Genomic DNA, 20426 nt, shown 5'->3' with positions numbered 1-20426 from the left:
GCCGGTGGATCAGCTCTCCGTGACGTCCATCTCGATCAGGACGCGGCGCAGCAACTTGCCCGTCGCGTTGCGGGGTAGTTCCTCGATGAAGATGATCTCGCGGGGCACCTTGTACCGCGCCAGGTTCGACTTGACGTGAGCCTTCATTTCCTCGGCGTCCTTCGCGGACCCGGGGGCGGGCACGACGAAAGCCCTGAGTCGATGGCCGAACTCGGAGTCCTCGATACCGATCACGGCGGCCTCGAGCACGTCCTCGCGGTCCGCGAGCAGGTTCTCGACCTCGAGCGGGTAGACGTTCTCGCCGCCGGAGACGATCATGTCGTCGTCGCGGCCGTCCACGAAGAGCAGGCCGTTGCGGTCGAAGTGCCCGACGTCGCCGGTCGACAGCAGGCCGTTGATGCGCTCCTTGTCGCGACCGTCGGTGTATCCGGAGAAGCTGAGACCGCTGGCGACGAAGATGCGTCCGACGGTCTCGGGTTCGGTGATCCGCCGACCCGACTCGTCGTACAGCTCCACGTGGCACGTGACGGGTGCCCGTCCCGCGGTACCCGGCGCCAGTTCGAGGTCGGCGGGTGTCGCGACGGTGGCGACGGCGACCTCGGTGGAGCCGTACAGGTTGTGGAGCACCGTGCCGAACGCGGCGGTGGTGCGCTTGCAGAGGTCGGGGGAGAGCGCGGACCCGGCCGCGAAGATGATCTTCAGGCTCGACGTGTCGTACTTCGCCAAGGTCTCCGGTCCGAGATCGATGATGCGCTGCAGCATGGTGGGAACGACGACCAGCGTGTCGCACCGGTGCTTCTCGACCAGGCGAATCGTGTTCTCCGGATCGAACTTCCGATGCATCACCACGGTCTGGCCCAGCGCCAGCGCGAGTGCGAACTGGGAGACTCCCGTCCCGTGGAAGGCGGGGGCCGCCATCATCATCGTCTGGCCGCGCCGCAGCGGAACCCGGTCGAGGAACTGTGCCGACGCGAGCGGCGACGTGTGTCCGCGGGGAGCGCCCTTCGGTGTGCCGGTGGTGCCACTGGTGAGGAGGACGAATCCACCGAGCGCGGACGGTGCGGGCAGCGAAGCGCGGTCTCGGCCCTCCATCGCGTCGTCGAGCGTGCGGACCCGGGACGTCGAATTTTCCTCCGCCCACGAACGATAGACGATCACCTCGTCCGGGAGGGCCTCGGCGACCTGGTGGAATTCGTCGTCGTACACGAAGGCCTGCACCTGCTCGCGGGCGGCGACGTCGACGAGTTGCGGCCGGGCGAAACCGGTGTTCATCAGCACCAGCTTGGTGCCGTTCTTGGCGGCGGCGAGCATCGTGAGCACCAGGCCACGATGATTGCGGCACATGCATCCCATGACGGAGCCCGCAGTGATGCCGTCGGTCTGCCACGCACGCACCAGGGCGTTGGACTGTTCCTCGATGTCGGCGTAGGTGAGGGCGCCGCGCTCGTCGATGATGGCCACCGCATCCAGGCCCGCCTCGGCGTTCGCGTGGACGGGTCCTGCGAACGGGCCGTACTTCCGCACCGCCAGAATCGATCGGACACCCTGGTCGACGCGGGGAAACGGAACGAGGCCTGCGCGGTTCATCACCCGTACAGCTCCCACGGCGTCCGTCAGCTTGGTGAGAACGTGCTGCACTGACATGTCGAACCCTTCGGATAGGCGGACCGTGTCACCAGTCAGGGTAGAGGACAGCGGCACCGGTGCCGGTCGTAACCGAAAGTCACCGGAATGCCTCGCCCGGGTCCAGTTCGACGGCCCTCAGGCCGTCCGCGTCCGCGCGACGGACGAACTCGCGACCGGGGCCGTGGAACCGGCGAGGCCGGACCGCGTCCATTCCGATCGGCCACAGCGTGCCGAAGTGGATCGGGATCGACACCACGGCGGCCACGGACCTCGCCGCGGCGGCGGCCGATTCCGGATCCATGTGTCCCGGTCCGAGATTCGGCCCCCACCCTCCGACCGGCAGCAGCGCGACGTCGCAGCGCGGAACCCACTCCGCCATCGCGGGATCGAGGGCGGTGTCACCGGCGAAATACGTGGACGCCGCGCCGTCGACGACGTACCCCAGCGCCTGCGCCCGCTGTGGGCCACGGCGCCACCGTCTGCCGTCGTGCACGGCCGGCACCGCGCGCACCGTCACCGAACCGAGTCGCACGTCCTGCCCGGGCGACATCTCGATCAGCCGGTCGCCGAACACCCGCAGTCCCGCAAACGCGTCCACCGCGCCGCGGGGAACGACGATCGGAATGTCGTTCCCGATCAGGGCGAGCGAGGGCAGGTGGGTGTGGTCGGCGTGCAGATGGGACAGCAGCACGGCGTCCGGCCGCACCGGGTCGGCCATCGGGTCTGGGCCGCGGCGACGCCGCAGGTGCGCCACCCGTGCCGTCAGCACCGGGTCCGTCAGGATCGTCGTCCCGCTGTCCGTGATCTCGACCGTCGCATGCCCCCGCCACCGGATGAGCACCCCTGCGTTCTCGGTCATGGCGGTCCCGTTCGCTCGTCGCGGTGACGCTGCTGCGATGAGTTCCGCCGCGCCACTCCCTGTCAGACCTTACGATCCCCCAAAAGGGAGGTCTGCGATGCGCTCTCTGGGCTCGGCGGCCAGGACGGTCACCGAATTTCTCGTGCTGTGGCTCGTCTCCGCCGTCGCACTGGTCCTGACCGACCTGATCCTGCCGGGGGTCCGGCTGCGTCCGACACCTGCGGGCGGCCCCTTCGACACCATCCCGGCAGCATTGTTCCTCGCCCTCGTGTACGGACTGCTGTCGGTCACCCTGTGGCCGTTGCTCGTGCGCGCGATGCTGTGGGTCGGTCCGGCGCTGCTGTTCCTGGGCGTGTTCGCCGGGAACTGGCTGATCATGGTGCTCGCCGTGCGGGTCGTACCGGTCGCCACCACGGAACGGGTCGCCGACGTGCTGGTGCTGGCCCTGGTGATGTCCGTCGTCGGTTCCGGTGTCGCCGGAGCCATCGCGGCCAGGCGCGACGACACGTACCGTTTGATGCTGGTGCGCCGCAACCGGTCCCGGCTACGACGTCGCGGCGGTGCGGACGCGGCGGCGGGGGAACCCGGACTGCTCTGCATCCAGATCGACGGCCTCGGCCACGCGGTGCTGCAACGCGCGATCCGCGACGGCGTCACGCCGCACCTCGCCGGGCTCGTGCACCGGGGCTCCCACGTCCTGACGTCCTGGCACACGGACTGGAGCAGTCAGACCGGTGCGAGCCAGCTCGGGATCCTGCACGGTGACAACCACAACGTGCCCGCGTTCCGGTGGTACGACAAGACCCGCGGCACCGTCGCCGTCTTCAGCAATCCCGCCGACAACGCCGCCCGCGAACTCGAGCGCGCGCACCGGCCCGGTCTCCTCACCGGGGGCGCCAGCCGCGGCAACCTGGTCACCGGCGGCGCCGACGACAACGTCCTCGTGGTCAGCCGTATGCGAGGCGCCCGGATGGGTGGCAGGGCAACCGGATACGCCGACTACTTCGTCGACCCGGCGAGCGCCGTGCGCACCGCGGTTCGGCTCGTCGCCGAGGTGCTGCGGGAGAACGTGCAGGCGTACCGGCAACGCCGCGCCGACGTCACCCCGCGCGTCCGGCGGGGTGGGCTGTATCCGCTGGTCCGTGCGTTCACGACGGTCGTCGAGACGGACGTCGTCGTCGCCGCGGTCGTCGGTGATCTCATCGCGGGCCGCAGCCCCGTGTACGTCGACCTGGTCGGGTACGACGAGGTCGCCCACCATTCCGGTGTCGAACGCCCCGAGACGCGTAAGGTCCTGCGCACACTCGACGACGAGATCGGGATGATCGCCGCCGTCGCCGCCCAGGCGGGCAGGCACTACCGCATCGTCGTGCTGTCGGATCACGGGCAGAGTCAGGGTTCCACGTTCCGCGACCGCTACGGCAAGGGCCTCGAGGACGTCGTGCTCGACGCCTGCCACGCCCCGGGTCGCCGTGAGGGCGACTCCGTCACGCTCGGCAGCCGAGGGCGCGGCGCCGAGGGCCTCGGCTATGCCGAGGCCAGCCTCCGGTCGGAAGCGACTCCCGACGTCGTCACCCCGGGCGAGAATCCGGTGGTTCTCGCGTCGGGCAATCTCGGGCTGGTCAGCTTCCCGCGGGTGCCGGGCCGGGCCACCCGCGAATGGATCGACGCCCGTTACCCGGACCTGATTCCGGCGCTCGTCACACATCCCGGTATCGGGTTCGTGCTCGTGGCCCGCGACGACGACGGCTCGGTCGTGCTCGGATCTGCCGGCAGCGCCGACGTCGCCACCGGTGAGGTCGACGGCGTCGATCCGCTCGCCGATTTCGGGCCCGGCGCCCTCGACCGGGTCCGCCGCACGGACACGTTCGACAACGTCGCCGACCTGATGGTGGGCGGGCGGTACTGGCCGGATACCCGGGAGGTCGCCGCGTTCGAAGACCAGGTCGGATCGCACGGCGGGCTCGGTGGACCCCAGAACACGCCGTTCCTGCTGTATCCCGCGGACCTGCCCGCGCCACCGAACCCTCTGCAGGGCGCCGAGGCCGTGCACGAGGTTCTCGTCCGGTGGCGCGATCTCGCGTGAATCCCGTTCCCGGACGGTATGAGCCGTGCGCGGGTGCTACTTCAGCTCTGCCGACGACTTCCCGAGTAGACGGCGGGCCACGATGAGCTGCTGGATCTGCTGCGTGCCCTCGAAGATGTCGAGGATCTTCGAGTCGCGTGCCCATTTCTCGAGCAGCGGTTGCTCCGAGTATCCCCATGTGCCTGCGAGTTCGACGGCCTTGAGGGAGATGGCGGTTCCGGTGCGGCCGGCCTTCGCCTTCGACATCGACGCCTCGAGTGAGTTCGGCTTCTTGTTGTCCGCCATCCACGTTGCCCGCAGGGCGAGCAGGTAGGCGGCTTCCCAGTCGGCCTCGAGTTGCAGGAACTCGGCGGCGGCCGCGTGCTGGTTGTATGCGGGGGTGTCGTACGAGATCTCCACACCGGCGTCGGAGAGGATGCTGCGCAGTTCCTCGAGCGCGGCGCGGCCCAGGCCGACGGCCATGCCGGCGACGATCGGGCGGGTGTTGTCGAACGTCTGCATGACGCCGGCAAAGCCCTTCTCGACGTTGACCTCCGGCGTGCCGAGCAGGTTGTCCTTCGGGATCCGGCAGTCCTGCAGCAGCAGCACTGCGGTGTCCGACGCCTTGACGCCCAGCTTGTGCTCGAGGCGGGCGACGCTCAGGCCCGGGGCGTCGCGCGGGACGACGAACGACTTGATCGCGGCGCGGCCCTTGGTCTTGTCGACGGTGGCCCACACGACGATGTGGGTGGACCGCTCGCCGGCGGTGACGAAGATCTTCTCACCGTTGAGGACGTATTCGTCGCCGTCGAGGACCGCGGTGGTGGTGACGGCGGCGGAGTCGGAACCGAAACCGGGTTCGGTGATCGCCATCGACGCCCACACCTTGCCGAAACGCTCGAGCTGCTCGTCGGTGGCGACCGCCGCGATCGCCGAGTTGCCGAGACCCTGGTACGGGATCGCCAGTGTGAGGCCCACGTCGCCCCAGCAGGTTTCGATGACATTCATCAGCGAGGACATGTTGCCGCCGTTGACGTTCCCGATGACCTTCGGTTCGTCGCCGCGTCCGAGGGCGGCTCCCGCCGCCCCCTTACCGGAGTCGTTGAGGCCCTCCACCATGGCGGCCATGGTGTCGAGTTCCTTGGGGTAGGCGTGCTCCGCGAGATCGTACTTGCGGGAGATCGGCCGGAAGATTTCTGCCGCAACCTGGTGCGCCTGGTTCGCGGAGGCTTTGAGCTTCTTGGGAAGTTCGAGGTTGATCATGACTGTTTCCTTAGTTCGAATCCGGCCGCTCAGATCAGGACGATGCCCTCGGCGACGCCGATGGCGCGCAGATCGCGGTACCAGCGCTCCACGGGATGTTCCTTGGTGTAACCGTGGCCACCGAGCAGCTGGACGCCGTCGAGACCGATCTGCATGCCCTTCTCGGACGCCAGCTTTCGGGCGAGGGCCGATTCGCGGGCGAACGAGAGCCCCTGCTCGGCGCGGGAGGCGCCGCGCAACGTGACCAGGCGCAGGCCGTCGAGTTCGATGCCGATGTTCGCGACCATGAACGCGACCGCCTGACGGTTGCTGATCGGCTCACCGAACGCGACCCGCTCGTTGACGTAGGGGATCACGTAGTCGAGAACGGCCTGCCCGGTGCCGATCGCGAGCGACGCCCAGCCGAGGCGGGCCAGCCGGATGGCGTCGGCGTATTCGGCCTTCCTCGCGTCGGCGTCGGCGGCGCCGAGCAGACCCGACTCGGGCACGGCGACATCGGTGAGGTTGAGCCGGCCGAGCCCCGCGGCGCGCAGGCCCATGCTCGGGTCCGACTCCACGACGAGTCCCTTGGTGTCGGCCTCGACGATGAAGAAGGAGGGCTTGCCGTCGAGTTCGGCCGCCACGATGAACAGTTCCGACGAGGCCGCGGCGGGAACGAGGCTCTTGACGCCGTTGAGCCTGTAGCCGCTGGGGGAGCGGACTGCCTTGGTCTGCAACGCGAATGGATCGAACAGTGCGCGGGGCTCGTTGACGACCACGGCCGCGTTCGGAACCTGCTCGCCCGTGAACGAGGGTAGGTAGGTCTTCTGCTGGGAGTCGGTGCCCCACTGGGTGAGGGCGACCGCGACGCCACTCGGCGCGAGAATCGGCAGCGCGAGCCCCATGTCGCCGTGGGCGAGGGCCTCGGCGACGAGGGAGTTGGTGACGGCCCCGCGCTCGCTGGCGACCCCGTCGAGTTCCTCGGGAACGTTGATCAGGGTGATGCCGAGTTCGGCGGCGCGCTTCACGAGATCCGCCGGTGCGGCGGCGGCAGCGTCGGCGTCGTGGCCGGCGGGCCGCAGGATCTCGGCGGCGAACTCGCGCACGGTCTCGACGATCATCTGCTGCTCGTCGCTCGGGGTCAGGTCGAAGTAGCCGGCCTTGGCGGTCGGGTTGTCGGGCAGGCGTTTCGGTGCGCCGCCGCCGGACACCTTCTGGAATCCGCGGGTCGCGGCGCCGAGCGTCTTGAAACCGGTCTTCGTGCCTTCGTAGGTCACCCGGTCGATCGTCTGGCGCAGGTTGTACTTCTCGGCCAGATCGGATCCGGTGATCTTGGTCAGCACGCGCATCGCGGCACCCATGGCGTCGCGCTTGACGGGATTCAGTCCGACGGCGGACGTGTCACGGGGGTTCCGCTTCGCTCTGCCGTTGGGGGCAACAGTGTCTTGCTTGCTCATGATCACCAGCTGTTTCTCGGTGTTCGGGCGTGGACACCAACTATCTTACTTAGCAGTAAGGTGGGTGTCTACTATCGAGTAAGTTCCGGTGCCCACGAGCTCCCCACCGCGTCGGGTTCGAGCCCGATTCTCGGGGGCGGGGGGTGCAGACAGCGGACATACGAAATCCGCCCTCCTCGGGAGCCGAGGAGGGCGGAGGCCTTGTCAGGACTGCTGCCTGTATTACTGCATCAGCGCAGTCGGGACAGCGCCTCGTCGTGCAGCAGAGTGTTGGTGGCCAGCGCACTGCCGCCGTGCGGGCCGTCGGCGCCGGCGAGATTGGTGAACCGGCCGCCGGCCTCGCGCACCAGGACGTCGAGGGGCGCGAGGTCCCACAACGACACCTCGGGCTCGGCGGCGATGTCGACGGCGCCCTCGGCGAGCAGGCAGTAGGAGAAGAAGTCACCGAATCCGCGGACCCGCCACACGTCGTCGGTGAGGGAGAGGAACTGCTCGCGGATGCCGAGTTCCTTCCATCCGGACAGGCTCGAGAACGTGAGGCTGGCCGAACCGAGACGGTCGACGGCCGAGACGGCGATCCGAGTGGGCTCGGAGCCGTCGAACGTCGACCAGGCGCCGCGACCCGATGCCGCCCACCAGCGGCGCGCGAGTGCCGGGGCGCTCACGACGCCGACGGTGGGAACGCCGTCCTCAAGCAGCGCGATCAGCGTGGCCCAGATGGGGACGCCCCGCACGAAGTTCTTGGTGCCGTCGATCGGGTCGACCACCCACTGCCGACCCGAGAACTGCGCGTCGCCGCCGAACTCCTCACCGAGGACGGCGTCGGCGGGCCGCTCGGATTCCAGCGTCGCCCGGACCGCCCGTTCCACCGCCAGGTCCGCGTCCGTGACCGGGGTGAGGTCGGGTTTGTCGTCCACCGACAGGTCGAGTGCCCCGAAGCGGGCCCTCGTGATCGCATCCGCCTCGTCGGCGATTCGGAGGGCGAGCTGCAGGTCGGCGTCGAGATCGGTCACGGTCGCACAGATTACTCGTACCGCGCGGTCGTACCGCGCCCGCGCGGACCTCAGTCGATCTTCACTTCGGCGAGCTTGCCGGTGGCGACGTCGAAGACGAACCCGCGGAGAGAGGTGGTCGCCGTGACGAAGGGACTGGCCTGGATGCGGCGCAGCGACTGCCGGACGTCCTCGTCGAGGTCGGAGAACGCCTCGGCTGACCAGGCCGGTTTGATCCCGACCTCGTCCTGGATGGACTTCTTGAAGTCGTCGTCGGTGAACGTGAGCATCCCGCAGTCCGTGTGGTGGATGAGGATGATCTCGGTGGTGCCGAGCAGCCGCTGGCTGATCGCGAGCGAGCGGATCTCGTCGTCCGTCGCCACCCCGCCCGCGTTGCGGATGACGTGCGCCTCACCCTCCTGGAGACCGAGGATCCGGTAGACGTCCAGACGTGCGTCCATGCAGGCGAGGACCGCGACGTGCTTGCTGGGGGGCAGGGGGAGCGGCCCGGTGAATCCGGCGGCGTACTCCTCGTTGTTCTTCAGGTACTGGTCGGTCACGGTCATCGTCGACTCCGTCCGGGATGGCGGCACAAACAATTGCGTACCCGTGCATGCAACAAGGCACTTCCGGGGTCCGCAAGGCTTTCGCGCCACGTGATCGGAAGGGGTGACTTCGGCCGGAACGAAGGGGTGACAGGGCACCTGTCCGCACCCGGTAACCTTGGGAACCGTGCATCCCGACGTATCCGCAGACCTGAGCGAGCTCGACACCACCCTCCGCACCGTCGAATCGGTGCTGGACGTGGAGGAGTTGCGCCGCCGTATCGACGAGCTCGAACACCAGGCTGCCGATCCGGAGCTGTGGAACGACCAGGAGCACGCCCAGCAGGTCACCAGCCAGCTGTCGCACTCCCAGGCCGAACTGCGCCGCGTCGAGGAACTGCGCTCGCGGCTCGACGACATGCCGGTGCTCTACGAACTCGCCGAGGACGAGGGCGCGGAGGCCATCGCGGACGCCGACGCCGAGCGGCACAGCCTGCGCGAGGACATCGCGGCGATGGAAGTCAAGACGATGCTCTCGGGCGAATACGACGAGCGTGACGCGCTGGTCAACATCCGCTCCGGCGCCGGTGGCGTCGACGCCGCCGACTGGGCCGAGATGCTGATGCGCATGTACATCCGCTGGGCCGAGAAACACGGTTACGGCGTCGAGGTCTACGACACGTCCTACGCGGAAGAGGCCGGCATCAAGAGCGCGACGTTCGCGGTCAAGGCGCCGTACAGCTACGGAACCCTCTCCGTCGAGATGGGCACGCACCGGCTGGTCCGGATCAGCCCGTTCGACAACCAGGGCCGCCGCCAGACGTCGTTCGCCGAGGTTGAGGTCCTGCCCGTGGTCGAGACCACCGACCACATCGACGTCAACGAGAACGACGTCCGCGTCGACGTGTACCGCTCCTCGGGCCCCGGCGGGCAGTCGGTCAACACCACCGACTCCGCGGTCCGGTTGACGCACATCCCGACCGGCATCGTCGTGACGTGTCAGAACGAGAAGTCGCAGCTGCAGAACAAGGTGTCGGCGATGCGCGTCCTCCAGGCCAAGCTGCTCGAGGTCAAGCGCAAGGAGGAGCGCGCCGAAATGGACGCGCTCAAGGGCGACGGCGGCAGTTCCTGGGGCAACCAGATGCGGTCGTACGTGCTGCACCCGTACCAGATGGTCAAGGATCTGCGCACCGAGTACGAGGTCAACAACCCGTCGGCGGTGCTCGACGGTGACATCGACGGCTTCCTCGAATCCGGCATCCGGTGGCGGATGCGCGAGAGTCAGGCGTCCTGATCTCCATGGAACCGGCGGCGGCAGTGTTCGCTCCCACCCAGAACCTCCTCGACTGGCTCTCGTCGACGGGGCTGGCGGTGTCCCTCACCGTCCTCGGAGCGATCCTGATGGCGCGGTTCGTCAGTTGGGGCGGCGGCAAGGTGACCGACCGGATCGACAGCAACTACATGCAGGGCGACGCCCTCGTGCGGTCCGAGGCGACCAAGCACCGCCACTCGGTGGCGCAGGTGATCACCTGGGTGATCATCACCATCATCTACGTGATCGCGACGATGAAGGTCCTCGACCAGCTGAGCCTGCCGATCGGCAGCCTGGTGGCCCCGGCCACCGTGCTCGGTGCGGCGCTCGGTTTCGGCGCGCAGCGCGTCGTGCAGGACATCCTCGCCGGCTTCTTCATCATCACCGAACGCCAGTACGGATTCGGTGACACGGTGCAGCTCGCGGTGACGGGGTCGTCGGAGGACGCCGAGGGCGTGATCGAGGACGTCACCCTCCGGGTCACCCGGATGCGGAACTCGGACGGTGAGGTCATCACCGTGCCCAACGGCCAGATCGTGAAGGCGATCAACCTGTCCAAGGACTGGGCGCGCGCCGTGATCGACGTTCCCGTTCCGGCCACGTCGGACATCAACCGCGTCAACGAGGTGCTCCACCAGGTCGGCGTCGAGGCCTTCGCGGATCGCGGACTGAAGAAACTACTGCTCGACGAGCCGACGGTGATGGGAGTGGAGAGTCTGACGGTCGACGAGGTCAGCGTCCGCGTCGTGGCGCGGACCCTGCCGGGTAAGCAGTTCCAGGTCGGTCGCGCACTGCGCGTGCGCATCGCCACCGCGATGCGACGGCAGGGGATCACCGTCGAACCGGACCTCCAGACGGTCCGGGCAGCGGAGGGCGAGGGATGACCGACGAACCCCGGCGCGGACTGGACCGGATTCTGCACTCCTCGTTCCTTCCCGCCAAGATCCTCGGCGGCCGGGTGCGGACGTCGACGCTGGTGCTGTGCATCCTGTGGGTGGTGCTGTACACGCTGTACACGTACCTCAATCCCGCCGAAGAGGTGGTTCAGGGACCGGTCGCTCCGGCTGTCGTCCCCACCCGGGAGGCGCCGATCCAGGAGACCACGCCGCCGACGTCGGAGTTCGAGACGACGATCGAGTCGACGACGGAGACCGCCACGACCACCGAGTCGACACCCGAGCCGACGCCGGAGCAGACGGCGCCCACCGGGACCAGTCAGGTGACGTCGACGCCGACGCTGCCGTTCGGGATTCCCAATCCGTTCCCGCCTCCGCAGACCACCACGCCGCCGACCACGTCTTCCGTCCCGACGACGTCGGCGACACCGCAGACGGGGCGATGACGCGCGCGTCGCTCCATTTGGTCACTGTTCGATAACGTCTAGACTGGCTCCTCGTGATCAGCGTCGAGAATGTGTCGAAGTCGTACAAGACCTCCACGAGGCCCGCCCTGGACAAGGTGAGCGTCGAGGTGGACAAGGGCGAGTTCGTCTTCCTGATCGGCCCGTCGGGCTCGGGAAAGTCGACGTTCATGCGCCTGCTCCTCAAGGAGGAGTCGCCGACGTCGGGTGACATTCACATCGCGGATTTCCACGTCAACAAGCTGTCCGCCCGGCGTGTGCCGAAGCTGCGGCAGAGCATGGGCGTCGTCTTCCAGGACTTCCGGCTCCTGCAGAAGAAGACCGTGTCCGAGAACGTCGCGTTCGCGCTCGAGGTGATCGGGAAGCCGCGCGCGATGATCTCCCGGACCGTCCCCGAGGTGCTCGAGATGGTCGGGCTGTCCGGAAAGGCCGACCGGCTCCCCACCGAACTGTCCGGTGGTGAGCAGCAGCGCGTCGCCATCGCGCGGGCGTTCGTGAACCGGCCGCTGGTGCTGCTGTGCGACGAGCCCACCGGCAACCTCGACCCGGAGACCAGCCAGGACATCATGCTGCTGCTCGAACGGATCAACCGCACCGGAACGACGGTGGTGATGGCGACCCACGACCACCACATCGTCGACTCGATGCGTCGTCGCGTGGTGGAACTGGACCTCGGCAGAGTGGTGCGCGACGAGGCTCGGGGTGTGTACGGCGTGGGGCGTTAGCCGCCCTCCCTGCACTCCAAGCTTCAGTACTGTCCCCAAGTCTCCTACGAAGGACTCTGATTCCCCGATGCGTGCCAGTTTCATTTTCAGTGAGGTCCTGACCGGACTCCGCCGCAACGTCACCATGACCATCGCGATGATCCTCACCACCGCGATCTCCCTCGGCCTGTTCGGGAGCGGGTTGCTGGTGGTGCAGATGGCCGGCAAGACCCAGCAGATCTTCCTGGACCGCGTCGAGGTACAGATCTTCCTCACCGACGACATCTCCACGTCGGACCCGGGCTGCGAGGGGGAGATCTGCAAGTCGCTGCGCACGGAACTGGAGGACACGCCGTCGGTGGTGTCGGTGGAGTACCTCAACCGGGACGACGCGGTGAAGGACGCGACCGAGCGGGTGTTCAAGGATCAGCCCGAACTCGCCGCGCTCGTCAGCCCCGACAGCTTCCCCGCCTCGTTCAAGGTCAAGCTCAGCGACCCGGAGCGGTTCGGCGTCATCAACGAGAACTTCGGTACCCGCCCGGGCGTCGAGAGCGTCCTCAACCAGCGCGAACTGGTCGAGCGGCTCTTCAGCGTCCTCAACGGGGTGCGCAACGCCGCGTTCGCGATCGCGATCGTGCAGGCCGTGGCGGCAATTCTCCTGATCGCGAACATGGTTCAGATCGCGGCCTTCACCCGTCGCACCGAGGTCGGCATCATGCGGTTGGTCGGTGCCACCCGCTGGTACACACAGTTGCCGTTCCTGCTCGAGGCGGTGGTCGCCGCGCTGGTCGGCGCCGTCCTGGCCATCGTCGGCCTGTTCACCGCGAAGAACATGTTCATCGACGACGTGCTCGCGGACGTGTACGAGGCCAACATCGTGGCCCGGATCTCCAACAGCGACGTGCTGTTCGTGTCGCCGGTGCTGGTGCTGGTGGGCGTCGGAATGGCGGCGGTCACCGCATACGTGACCCTGCGCTTGTACGTCCGCGAATAATCGGTTTGCCCCTTCTCCTATGCTGGAGGGTACGAACTGTTCACCTCGGACATCGCGGACTGAAAGGCCCGGAACGTGAAGGAAAAGGGCCGCAAGGTCATTGCGACCAACCGCAAGGCGCGTCACAACTACACCATTCTCGACGTCTACGAGGCGGGGATCGCCCTCGTCGGTACCGAGGTGAAGAGTCTGCGCGAGGGCAAGGCGTCGCTGGTCGACGCGTTCGCCACAGTCGACGACGGGGAGGTGTGGCTGCGCTCCCTGCACATCCCCGAGTACACGCAGGGCACGTGGACCAACCACTCGCCGCGCCGCACCCGGAAGCTGCTGCTGCACAAGCGGGAGATCGAACACCTCGTCGGCAAGACCCGCGAGGGCAACCAGACTCTGGTTCCCCTGTCGATGTACTTCTCCGACGGCAAGGTCAAGGTGGAGCTCGCGCTCGCCAAGGGCAAGCAGGACTACGACAAGCGCCAGGACCTGGCCAGGCGGACCGCCGAGCGTGAGGTGACCCGCGAACTCGGACGCCGAGTCAAGGGCATGCGCTGACGTCCATCCTGCTCGCGCTCGTGGCCGCGATCGGCTACGGCGTGAGCGATTTCGTCGGCGGAGTCGCGTCCCGCAGGGTGGCGGCGCTGCGCGTCGTCATAGTGTCGTACCCGCTGTCCCTGCTGATCGTGCTCCTGATCGCCCCGTTCGCCGGCGGCACTCTCACCTCGTCCTCCCTCGTGTGGGGCGCGGTGGCGGGAGTGGCAGGCGGCGTGGCGGTCTGGTGGTTCTATCTCGCGTTGGCGTCGGGACCGATGTCGGTGGTGTCGCCGCTGACGGCCGTGCTGGTCGCCGGTATTCCGGTGTTGATCGGGCTCGCGTTCGGCGAGCGGCCCGGGCCCGTCGCGTACATCGGGATCGCAGTGGCCCTCGTCGCCGTCGTCCTCGTCAGCCGGGAATCGCCCGACGAGACCGCGGGCGAGGTGGCAGGCGGCAGGGTGCTGCGCTTCACCCGCACCGTGGCGCTGCTCACCGTCGGATCCGGCATCGCGTTCGCGCTGTCCTTCGTCTCGCTGCACCAGATCGGCGAGGAGGGCGGAATGTGGGCGCTCGCCGTGTCCCGCGCCGCGGCGACCGCGGTGGTGTGGCTCGTCGCCCTCGCCGCCGGCCACTTCGTGCCACCCCACGGCGAACCCCTCAAACTAGCCGTGTACGTGAGTTTCCTCGACGTCCTGGCCAACGCGGCGATGATGTACGCGTTCCAGGGTGGCCTGCTGTCGCTCGTCAGCGTGATCGGGTCGCTGTACCCCGCGGCCACCGTGCTGCTGGCGATGGTGATGCTCGGTGAACGGGTGAGCAGAATGCAGCAGGCGGGGATGCTCCTCGCCCTCGCGGCCGTCGGAATGATCGCCGTGGCCAGCTGAAACACGCCCGTCGACACTCCCAGGGGAAACCGGGATGAAACCGGGCGGGGTTCGCGTTACACTAGGTGGCCCCGCGAGACTCGTGGGGCACGTACGGGGCTGAACGGTTTCGACTGCGTACGTTGAGGTAGGGGAAGCGTGTCGGTGCAGGCAAGAGACCACCGTAAGCGTCGCTGCAAACATATAAGCGCCGATTCCAATCAGCGCGACTACGCACTCGCTGCCTAAGTAGCGACTGCGTGTCTGTCAGTCCGGGTTCGCCCTCGGTCCGGGTACTGGCATCAGCTAGAGGGCTTTACCGTTCGACTCGGTCGCGGAGTCGAATGGGACAACCAACAGCGACTGGGATCGTCATCCTGGCTTGTTTGCGAGACTGGGAGATCCAAGTAGAGACATAGCAAACTGCACACGGAGAAGCCCTAGCTTTGCTGCGGAGGACCCGGGTTCAATTCCCGGCAGCTCCACCAAGGTCCGGGCCGGACACCACCAGGTGTCCGGCCCGGACCTTTTTGTGCGCACCGGAGTTCGACCATCCTGGCGGGCCGCCGTGACACGATGTGTGCCGTGTCCCTGACGAAACCGGTGGCCGTGGTCGCCCTGGGCGGTGCGCTCGGTGCGTCCGCGAGATTCCTCCTGTCCGAGCTGTGGCCGGGCATCTGGACCGTCCTGCTGATCAACGTGATCGGGTCGCTGCTGCTCGGCTACCTCGCCGAGACGGTGGGACCGGACCGGTTGTGGCGGCTGTTCCTGGGAGTCGGCGTCCTCGGCGGTTTCACCACGTTCTCGACCTTCGCCGTCGACGCGGTGCGGGAGGACGTGGTGACCGCGAGCCTCTACGTCGTGGCCACCCTGATCCCCGCCCTGCTCGCGGCGCGGCTGGGGATGCTCGTCGGTCACCGCCACCGGCTGGCGCGGAAGGCGGCGACATGATCGTCCTCCTCGTCGCGGTCGGCGGCGCGCTCGGTGCGACGACGCGGTACCTCGCCGGCCGGTACGTCGACTCGTACCGCAGTTTCCCGGTCGCCACCTTCCTCGTGAACGTCGCCGGGTGCCTGATCCTCGGACTGCTGTCGGGGGCGTCGATGTCCGCGCAGGCGTTCGCGTTGCTGGGCACGGGCTTCTGCGGGGGACTGACCACGTACTCGACGTTCGCGGTGGAATCGGTGGGACTGCTGCGGATCCGGCTGGCGCTCACGTCCGTCGTGTACACGATCGCGAGTGTGACGGCCGGTCTGGCCGTCGCCTGGCTGGGATTCCGATTGACGTCTTGAGGGCAGACTCCGGCGCGAGGGTGCAGGATGGGTTGGAGCCGAGTTCGATCCCGAAACGTTTCCAGGAGGTCTCGTGGCGCACGACAGGGCGGGTCAGGTGGCACTGCCGGAGGATCTCGTAGACATCGCGCACCTGGTGACCGCGTACTACAGCGGCGTGCCCGACCCCGAGAACCCTGTGCAGCAGGTGCTGTTCGGGACGTCCGGCCACCGGGGGTCGAGCCTGGACACCGCGTTCAACGAGGCGCACATCCTCGCCACCACTCAGGCCATCGTCGAGTACCGGGCGTCCCAGGGCATCGACGGACCTCTGTTTCTCGGGCGCGACACCCACGCCCTGTCCGAGCCGGCGTGGACGTCGGCGCTCGAGGTGCTGGCCGCGAACGACGTGACGGTGCTGATCGATTCGCGGGACCGCTACACGCCGACTCCCGCGGTCAGCCACGCGATTCTCCGCTACAACCGCAGCGGCCCGGAGTCGAAGGCCGACGGCATCGTCGTGACGCCGTCGCACAACCCGCCCCGCGACGGCGGCTTCAAATACAACCCGCCGCACGGTGGCCCCGCCGGCTCCGAGGCGACGACGATCATCGCCGACCGGGCGAACGAGCTACTCCGGCGGGACCTCTCGGGCGTGCGGCGGATCCCGGCGGCCCGGGCGATCGCGCGGGCCGAGCGGTACGACTTCCTCCGCTTCTACATCGACGACCTACCGAGCGTTCTCGACCTCGACGCCATCCGCAGCGCCGGGGTGCGGATCGGCGCCGACCCGCTGGGCGGCGCGAGCGTCGACTACTGGGGTGCGATCGCCGACATCCACCGCCTCGACCTCGAGGTCGTCAACCCGCTCGTCGACGCCACGTGGCGGTTCATGACCCTCGACACCGACGGCAAGATCCGCATGGACTGCTCGTCGCCGAACGCCATGGCCTCGCTGATCGGAGCCCGGGACCGGTTCGACATCTCCACCGGCAACGACGCCGATGCGGACCGGCACGGAATCGTCACTCCCGATGCGGGACTGATGAATCCCAACCACTACCTCGCGGTCGCCATCGACTACCTGTTCTCGCACCGACAAGGGTGGAGCTCGGGTGTGAAGGTGGGCAAGACGCTGGTCAGTTCGTCGATGATCGACCGGGTGGTCGGAAGCCTCGGCCGTGAACTCCTCGAGGTCCCGGTGGGTTTCAAGTGGTTCGTCCCCGGGCTGCTCGAGGGTTCGCTCGGTTTCGGCGGCGAGGAGAGTGCGGGTGCGTCGTTCCTGCGCCACGACGGCGGGGTGTGGACCACGGACAAGGACGGGATCATCCTGGCCCTGCTGGCCTCGGAGATGACGGCGGTGACGGGAAAGACACCGTCGGTCCGGTACCGGGAACTGACCGAGCAGTTCGGCAGCCCCGCCTACGCCCGCATCGACGCCCCCGCCACCCGGGAGCAGAAGGCGGTGCTGGCGAAACTGTCGCCCGAACAGGTGTCGGCCACCGAACTGGCGGGGGAGCCGATCACCGCGACGCTGACGAGCGCCCCGGGCAACGGGGCGGCCCTCGGCGGGCTGAAGGTCACCACCGCATCGGCGTGGTTCGCGGCGCGGCCGTCGGGCACCGAGGACGTCTACAAGATCTATGCCGAATCGTTCCAGGGCCCGGATCATCTCGCGCAGGTGCAGGCGGCGGCCAAGGAACTGGTGGCCGACGTCCTGAAGTAGGTGTTCGGCGGGGTAGGTGCCGTCGCGGAAGCGGGGGCACCTACCATCGGATTCAACTATGAACACTCGCGCAGCCGGGCTGCCCGCCGGGCGCAGCCCGCGGCTCCCTTCGGAAATCTGGGTGCTGGTCTCGGCCAGCTTCGTCATCGCACTCGGATTCGGGATCGTCGCACCCGCTCTCCCGCAGTTCGCCCGCAGCTTCGACGTGAGCGTGACGGCGGCCACCGTCGTGATCTCGTCGTTCGCGTTCATGCGTCTGATCTTCGCCCCGGTGAGCGGCCGGCTCGTGCAGAAGCTGGGGGAGCGGCCCGTCTACATCACCGGGCTCCTGATCGTCGCGGCCTCGACCGCCGCCTGCGCGGTCGCGGGGGACTACTGGCAGTTGCTCGTCTTCCGCGCACTCGGGGGCATCGGCTCGACGATGTTCACGGTGTCGGCGATGGGCCTGGTGATCCGCATCGCACCGGTGGACAGCCGCGGCCGCGTGTCCGGGCTCTACGCGACCAGCTTCCTGATGGGATCGATCTCCGGACCCCTCGTCGGCGGGTTGCTCGTCGGATTCGGGCTCCGGGTTCCGTTCGTGATTTACGCGATCGCCCTCGTCGTCGCGGCCGCTGTCGTGTTCGTGAGCCTGCGGGGTTCGCACCTGACGGCACCCGACGCCACTGCTGCCGGTGCCACCATGACGCTGCGGGAAGCACTCGGGCAGCCCGTCTACCGGGCGGCGCTCGGCTCCAACTTCGCGTTCGGTGGTGTGATCTTCGGAGTGCGGGTGGCGATGGTGCCGCTGTTCGTCGTCGAGGCGCTGCACCGCGACGCCGCCCTCGCCGGTATCGCCCTCACCGTGTTCGCCGTCGGCAATGCGCTCGTCCTCATCGTGTCCGGGCGGTTGTCGGACGTCTACGGCCGGAAGGTGTTCGTCCTGCTCGGACTGCTGGTGTGCGGCGCCAGCACCGTCGGAATGGGACTCAGCGAGAACCTGCTGGTGTTCCTGGTGCTGTCCGGCATCGCGGGCATCGGATCCGGAGTGATGAGCCCCGCGCAGCAGGCCGCGGTCGCCGACGTCGTGGGCGCGAAATCCCGCGGCGGCCCCGTGCTGGCCGCGTTCCAGATGGTCGCCGACGTCGGCGGGGTCCTCGGCCCGGTCGGCGCGGGTCTGCTCGCTCAGCACCTGTCGTACGCGGTCGCATTCGGGGTCACCGGAGGGGTCATGCTCCTCGCCGCCATCGGCTGGCTGCTGGTCCCGAACAAGCCGGCGCCCAAGGTGTCGGTCGAGGCGGTCTGACCGGCGTCTTCGGTACGCTCGTCCGGGTGTGGATCAAGGTCGTCTCCCTGCTCGCCCGGCTGTCACTCGCTGCCGTCTGGCTGGTCTCCGGCGCACTCAAGGTCGCCGACCCCGCCCAGACGATCATCGCGGTCCGGGCGTACCAGCTACTGCCCGAAGACCTCGTCCGGCCGGTCGCCAACACGCTGCCGTTCTTCGAGATCGCCCTCGGTCTGCTCCTGCTGATCGGGCTCGCCGTCCGCGCCACGGCCTCGGTGTCCGCGGTGCTCCTGCTCGTCCTCATCGGCGTGATCGTCTCGGTGTGGGCGCGCGGGCTGTCCATCGACTGCGGATGCTTCGGCGGCGGCGGTGCGGCCGACGTGAACGGCTGGGACTACACCAAGGAAATCCTCCGGGATGTGGGCTTCCTCGCACTGGCGGTGTGGCTGATCGTGTTCCCCCGTTCCCCGTCCGCGCTGGGGCTCCGCTCCCGCACCACTTTCTCAGTGACCCCTCAGCAGACGGTGGCAGAGTAAGCATTCGGTAAATCGATCCGACGTCGAAGGACTGCATCCACGTGAGCTCGAAGAACAAGTACAACCCGCAGCCGGAATCCAGCCGGTCCACCTACATTCTCGGTGGGCTCGCCGTACTGGTCATCGCCGTACTCGTCATCGGTGGTGTGATCTGGCAGAGCAACCGCAGCAAGCCGCGCAACGACGGTTACGGCGGGGTCCAGAACTCCGAGGTCCAGGTGGCGTTGCAGGGTGACGGCGTCGTGCTCCTCGGCCGGCCGGATGCGGCCACCACGGTCGACCTGTTCGAAGATCCCATGTGCCCGTACTGCGCCGAGCTCGAGAACAAGAACGGTCAGGAACTCGCGCAGTCCATCGACGACGGCAAGGTGGCCGTGCGCTACCACGTCCTGAACTTCCTCGACCGGCTCTCGGCCACCGGCGACTACTCCACCCGCGCCGTCGCCGCGTCCGAGTGCGTCGCCGAAACCGGTGACGCCGTGGCGTATTCGGCATTCCATGCGGCGTTGTTCTCGCCGGCGAACCAGCCGAAGGAGAACGGCAGCTCCGATCACACCAACGAGGAACTCGCGCAGATCGCCCGCGACGCCGGAGCATCCGACGCGGCCGCCGAGTGCATCACCACCGGGGCGAAGGTCGAGCAGGCCCGGGCGCACGCCGAGGCGGGCCGTCAGGCCCTCGCCGCGAGCGGTGCCACCGGCACGCCCGCCGTCGTCAAGGACGGCACCGTGATCGACGCGCTGTCCAACGAGAACTGGGTGTCGCAGCTGTAGGCGGCTCCGCCGCCCGTGCGTGGTTGACGAGTGTCTGGACTCGTTAACCACGCACGGGCACGAAGCGCCCCTGACCAGGCGATTTGTTGGCCCGGTCGGCAATGGTGTAACTTTCTTCGAGCACGGAGGAAGTCATTCCGAGTGCGGAGAACAACCGAATACGGGGCTATGGCGCAGCTGGTAGCGCACCACACTGGCAGTGTGGGGGTCAGGGGTTCGAGTCCCCTTAGCTCCACTTTCGAGAGAAGCCTCTCATCCGCAGACGATGCGGGTGGGGGGCTTTCCTCATTCATCCCTCTTGTCCCGGTG

Annotated in this window: 20 protein-coding genes, 1 tRNA gene and 1 other RNA gene; 16 read left to right on the top strand and 6 right to left on the bottom strand. The window is 68.0% G+C overall.

Annotated features, from left to right (window positions below; all coding sequences use genetic code 11):
- Positions 1–9: 9 nt before the first annotated feature.
- Complete coding sequence (locus tag CJ179_RS05125) at positions 10–1644, bottom strand: acyl-CoA synthetase (RefSeq protein ID WP_095860826.1); 1635 nt, start codon at positions 1642–1644, stop codon at positions 10–12.
- Positions 1645–1723: 79 nt separating this feature from the next.
- Entirely contained in the window at positions 1724–2485 is a 762-nt protein-coding gene (locus CJ179_RS05120; protein ID WP_095860825.1) for an MBL fold metallo-hydrolase, read from the bottom strand.
- 97 nt (positions 2486–2582) lie between these two features.
- On the opposite strand from CJ179_RS05120, the gene CJ179_RS05115 reads away from it, so the two are divergent.
- Positions 2583–4571 carry a phage holin family protein gene (locus tag CJ179_RS05115; protein WP_095860824.1) on the top strand — a complete coding sequence of 663 codons (1989 nt, stop codon included), beginning with the start codon at positions 2583–2585 and terminating at the stop codon, positions 4569–4571.
- Positions 4572–4607: 36 nt separating this feature from the next.
- On the opposite strand, the gene CJ179_RS05110 is transcribed toward CJ179_RS05115, so the two are convergent.
- The 4 genes from CJ179_RS05110 to CJ179_RS05095 all read right to left on the bottom strand — a co-directional run bounded on the left by CJ179_RS05110 (position 4608) and on the right by CJ179_RS05095 (position 8807).
- A complete protein-coding gene (locus tag CJ179_RS05110) occupies positions 4608–5813 on the bottom strand; it encodes an acyl-CoA dehydrogenase family protein (RefSeq protein WP_095860823.1) in 1206 nt (401 codons plus the stop codon).
- A 29-nt stretch (positions 5814–5842) separates the two neighbouring features.
- Positions 5843–7255: an acyl-CoA dehydrogenase family protein gene (locus tag CJ179_RS05105; RefSeq protein ID WP_095860822.1), complete on the bottom strand. Its 1413-nt coding sequence runs from the start codon at positions 7253–7255 to the stop codon at positions 5843–5845.
- A 224-nt stretch (positions 7256–7479) separates the two neighbouring features.
- Complete coding sequence (hisN, locus tag CJ179_RS05100; protein WP_095860821.1) at positions 7480–8262, bottom strand: histidinol-phosphatase; 783 nt, start codon at positions 8260–8262, stop codon at positions 7480–7482.
- Between the two features lie 50 nt (positions 8263–8312).
- Positions 8313–8807 carry a carbonic anhydrase gene (locus tag CJ179_RS05095; RefSeq protein ID WP_095860820.1) on the bottom strand — a complete coding sequence of 165 codons (495 nt, stop codon included), beginning with the start codon at positions 8805–8807 and terminating at the stop codon, positions 8313–8315.
- Positions 8808–8973: 166 nt separating this feature from the next.
- Here CJ179_RS05095 and prfB point away from each other — a divergent pair, with 166 nt between their 5' ends.
- The 15 genes from prfB (at position 8974) to CJ179_RS05020 (ending at position 20352) form a co-directional block, all read left to right on the top strand.
- A complete protein-coding gene (gene prfB / locus CJ179_RS05090) occupies positions 8974–10080 on the top strand; it encodes a peptide chain release factor 2 (protein ID WP_072937793.1) in 1107 nt (368 codons plus the stop codon).
- A 5-nt stretch (positions 10081–10085) separates the two neighbouring features.
- Positions 10086–10982, top strand: a complete 897-nt coding sequence (locus CJ179_RS05085) for a mechanosensitive ion channel family protein (RefSeq protein ID WP_072937794.1) — start codon at positions 10086–10088, stop codon at positions 10980–10982.
- Positions 10979–11440: a hypothetical protein gene (locus CJ179_RS05080; RefSeq protein WP_095860819.1), complete on the top strand. Its 462-nt coding sequence runs from the start codon at positions 10979–10981 to the stop codon at positions 11438–11440. The genes CJ179_RS05085 and CJ179_RS05080 overlap by 4 nt, the downstream gene beginning before the upstream one ends.
- Positions 11441–11493: 53 nt before the next feature.
- A complete protein-coding gene (ftsE, locus tag CJ179_RS05075; RefSeq protein ID WP_005240222.1) occupies positions 11494–12183 on the top strand; it encodes a cell division ATP-binding protein FtsE in 690 nt (229 codons plus the stop codon).
- A 67-nt stretch (positions 12184–12250) separates the two neighbouring features.
- A complete protein-coding gene (gene ftsX, locus CJ179_RS05070) occupies positions 12251–13156 on the top strand; it encodes a permease-like cell division protein FtsX (protein WP_072937689.1) in 906 nt (301 codons plus the stop codon).
- 75 nt (positions 13157–13231) lie between these two features.
- A complete protein-coding gene (gene smpB, locus CJ179_RS05065; RefSeq protein WP_015890164.1) occupies positions 13232–13705 on the top strand; it encodes an SsrA-binding protein SmpB in 474 nt (157 codons plus the stop codon).
- Positions 13706–13713: 8 nt separating this feature from the next.
- Entirely contained in the window at positions 13714–14568 is an 855-nt protein-coding gene (locus CJ179_RS05060; RefSeq protein WP_072937690.1) for a DMT family transporter, read from the top strand.
- Positions 14569–14663: 95 nt separating this feature from the next.
- Positions 14664–15035: a transfer-messenger RNA gene (gene ssrA, locus CJ179_RS05055) on the top strand.
- An 88-nt stretch (positions 15036–15123) separates the two neighbouring features.
- A complete protein-coding gene (locus CJ179_RS05050) occupies positions 15124–15498 on the top strand; it encodes a CrcB family protein (protein WP_095860818.1) in 375 nt (124 codons plus the stop codon).
- The gene (crcB, locus tag CJ179_RS05045; protein WP_072937692.1) at positions 15495–15839 is read left to right on the top strand and encodes a fluoride efflux transporter CrcB; all 345 of its coding nucleotides are present in this window, start codon (positions 15495–15497) and stop codon (positions 15837–15839) included. Before CJ179_RS05050 ends, crcB begins: the two co-directional genes overlap by 4 nt.
- A gap of 73 nt (positions 15840–15912) precedes the next feature.
- Positions 15913–17544, top strand: coding sequence for a phosphoglucomutase (alpha-D-glucose-1,6-bisphosphate-dependent) (pgm, locus tag CJ179_RS05040; protein WP_072937693.1), 1632 nt, complete (start codon positions 15913–15915; stop codon positions 17542–17544).
- A gap of 58 nt (positions 17545–17602) precedes the next feature.
- Positions 17603–18829 carry an MFS transporter gene (locus CJ179_RS05035; RefSeq protein ID WP_095860817.1) on the top strand — a complete coding sequence of 409 codons (1227 nt, stop codon included), beginning with the start codon at positions 17603–17605 and terminating at the stop codon, positions 18827–18829.
- A 26-nt stretch (positions 18830–18855) separates the two neighbouring features.
- On the top strand, positions 18856–19344 hold the full coding sequence (locus CJ179_RS05030; RefSeq protein WP_072937695.1) for a MauE/DoxX family redox-associated membrane protein: 489 nt from the start codon (positions 18856–18858) through the stop codon (positions 19342–19344).
- A gap of 41 nt (positions 19345–19385) precedes the next feature.
- The gene (locus CJ179_RS05025; protein ID WP_095860816.1) at positions 19386–20117 is read left to right on the top strand and encodes a DsbA family protein; all 732 of its coding nucleotides are present in this window, start codon (positions 19386–19388) and stop codon (positions 20115–20117) included.
- 162 nt (positions 20118–20279) lie between these two features.
- Positions 20280–20352 (top strand) — tRNA-Ala (locus CJ179_RS05020).
- Positions 20353–20426 lie beyond the last annotated feature (74 nt).

Source organism: Rhodococcus sp. ACS1, assembly GCF_002300155.1.
GTDB classification, from domain to species: Bacteria; Actinomycetota; Actinomycetes; order Mycobacteriales; family Mycobacteriaceae; genus Rhodococcus_F; species Rhodococcus_F koreensis.
Note: the sequence above shows the minus strand (reverse complement) of the source record. Positions and strands in the feature narration are given on the sequence as shown.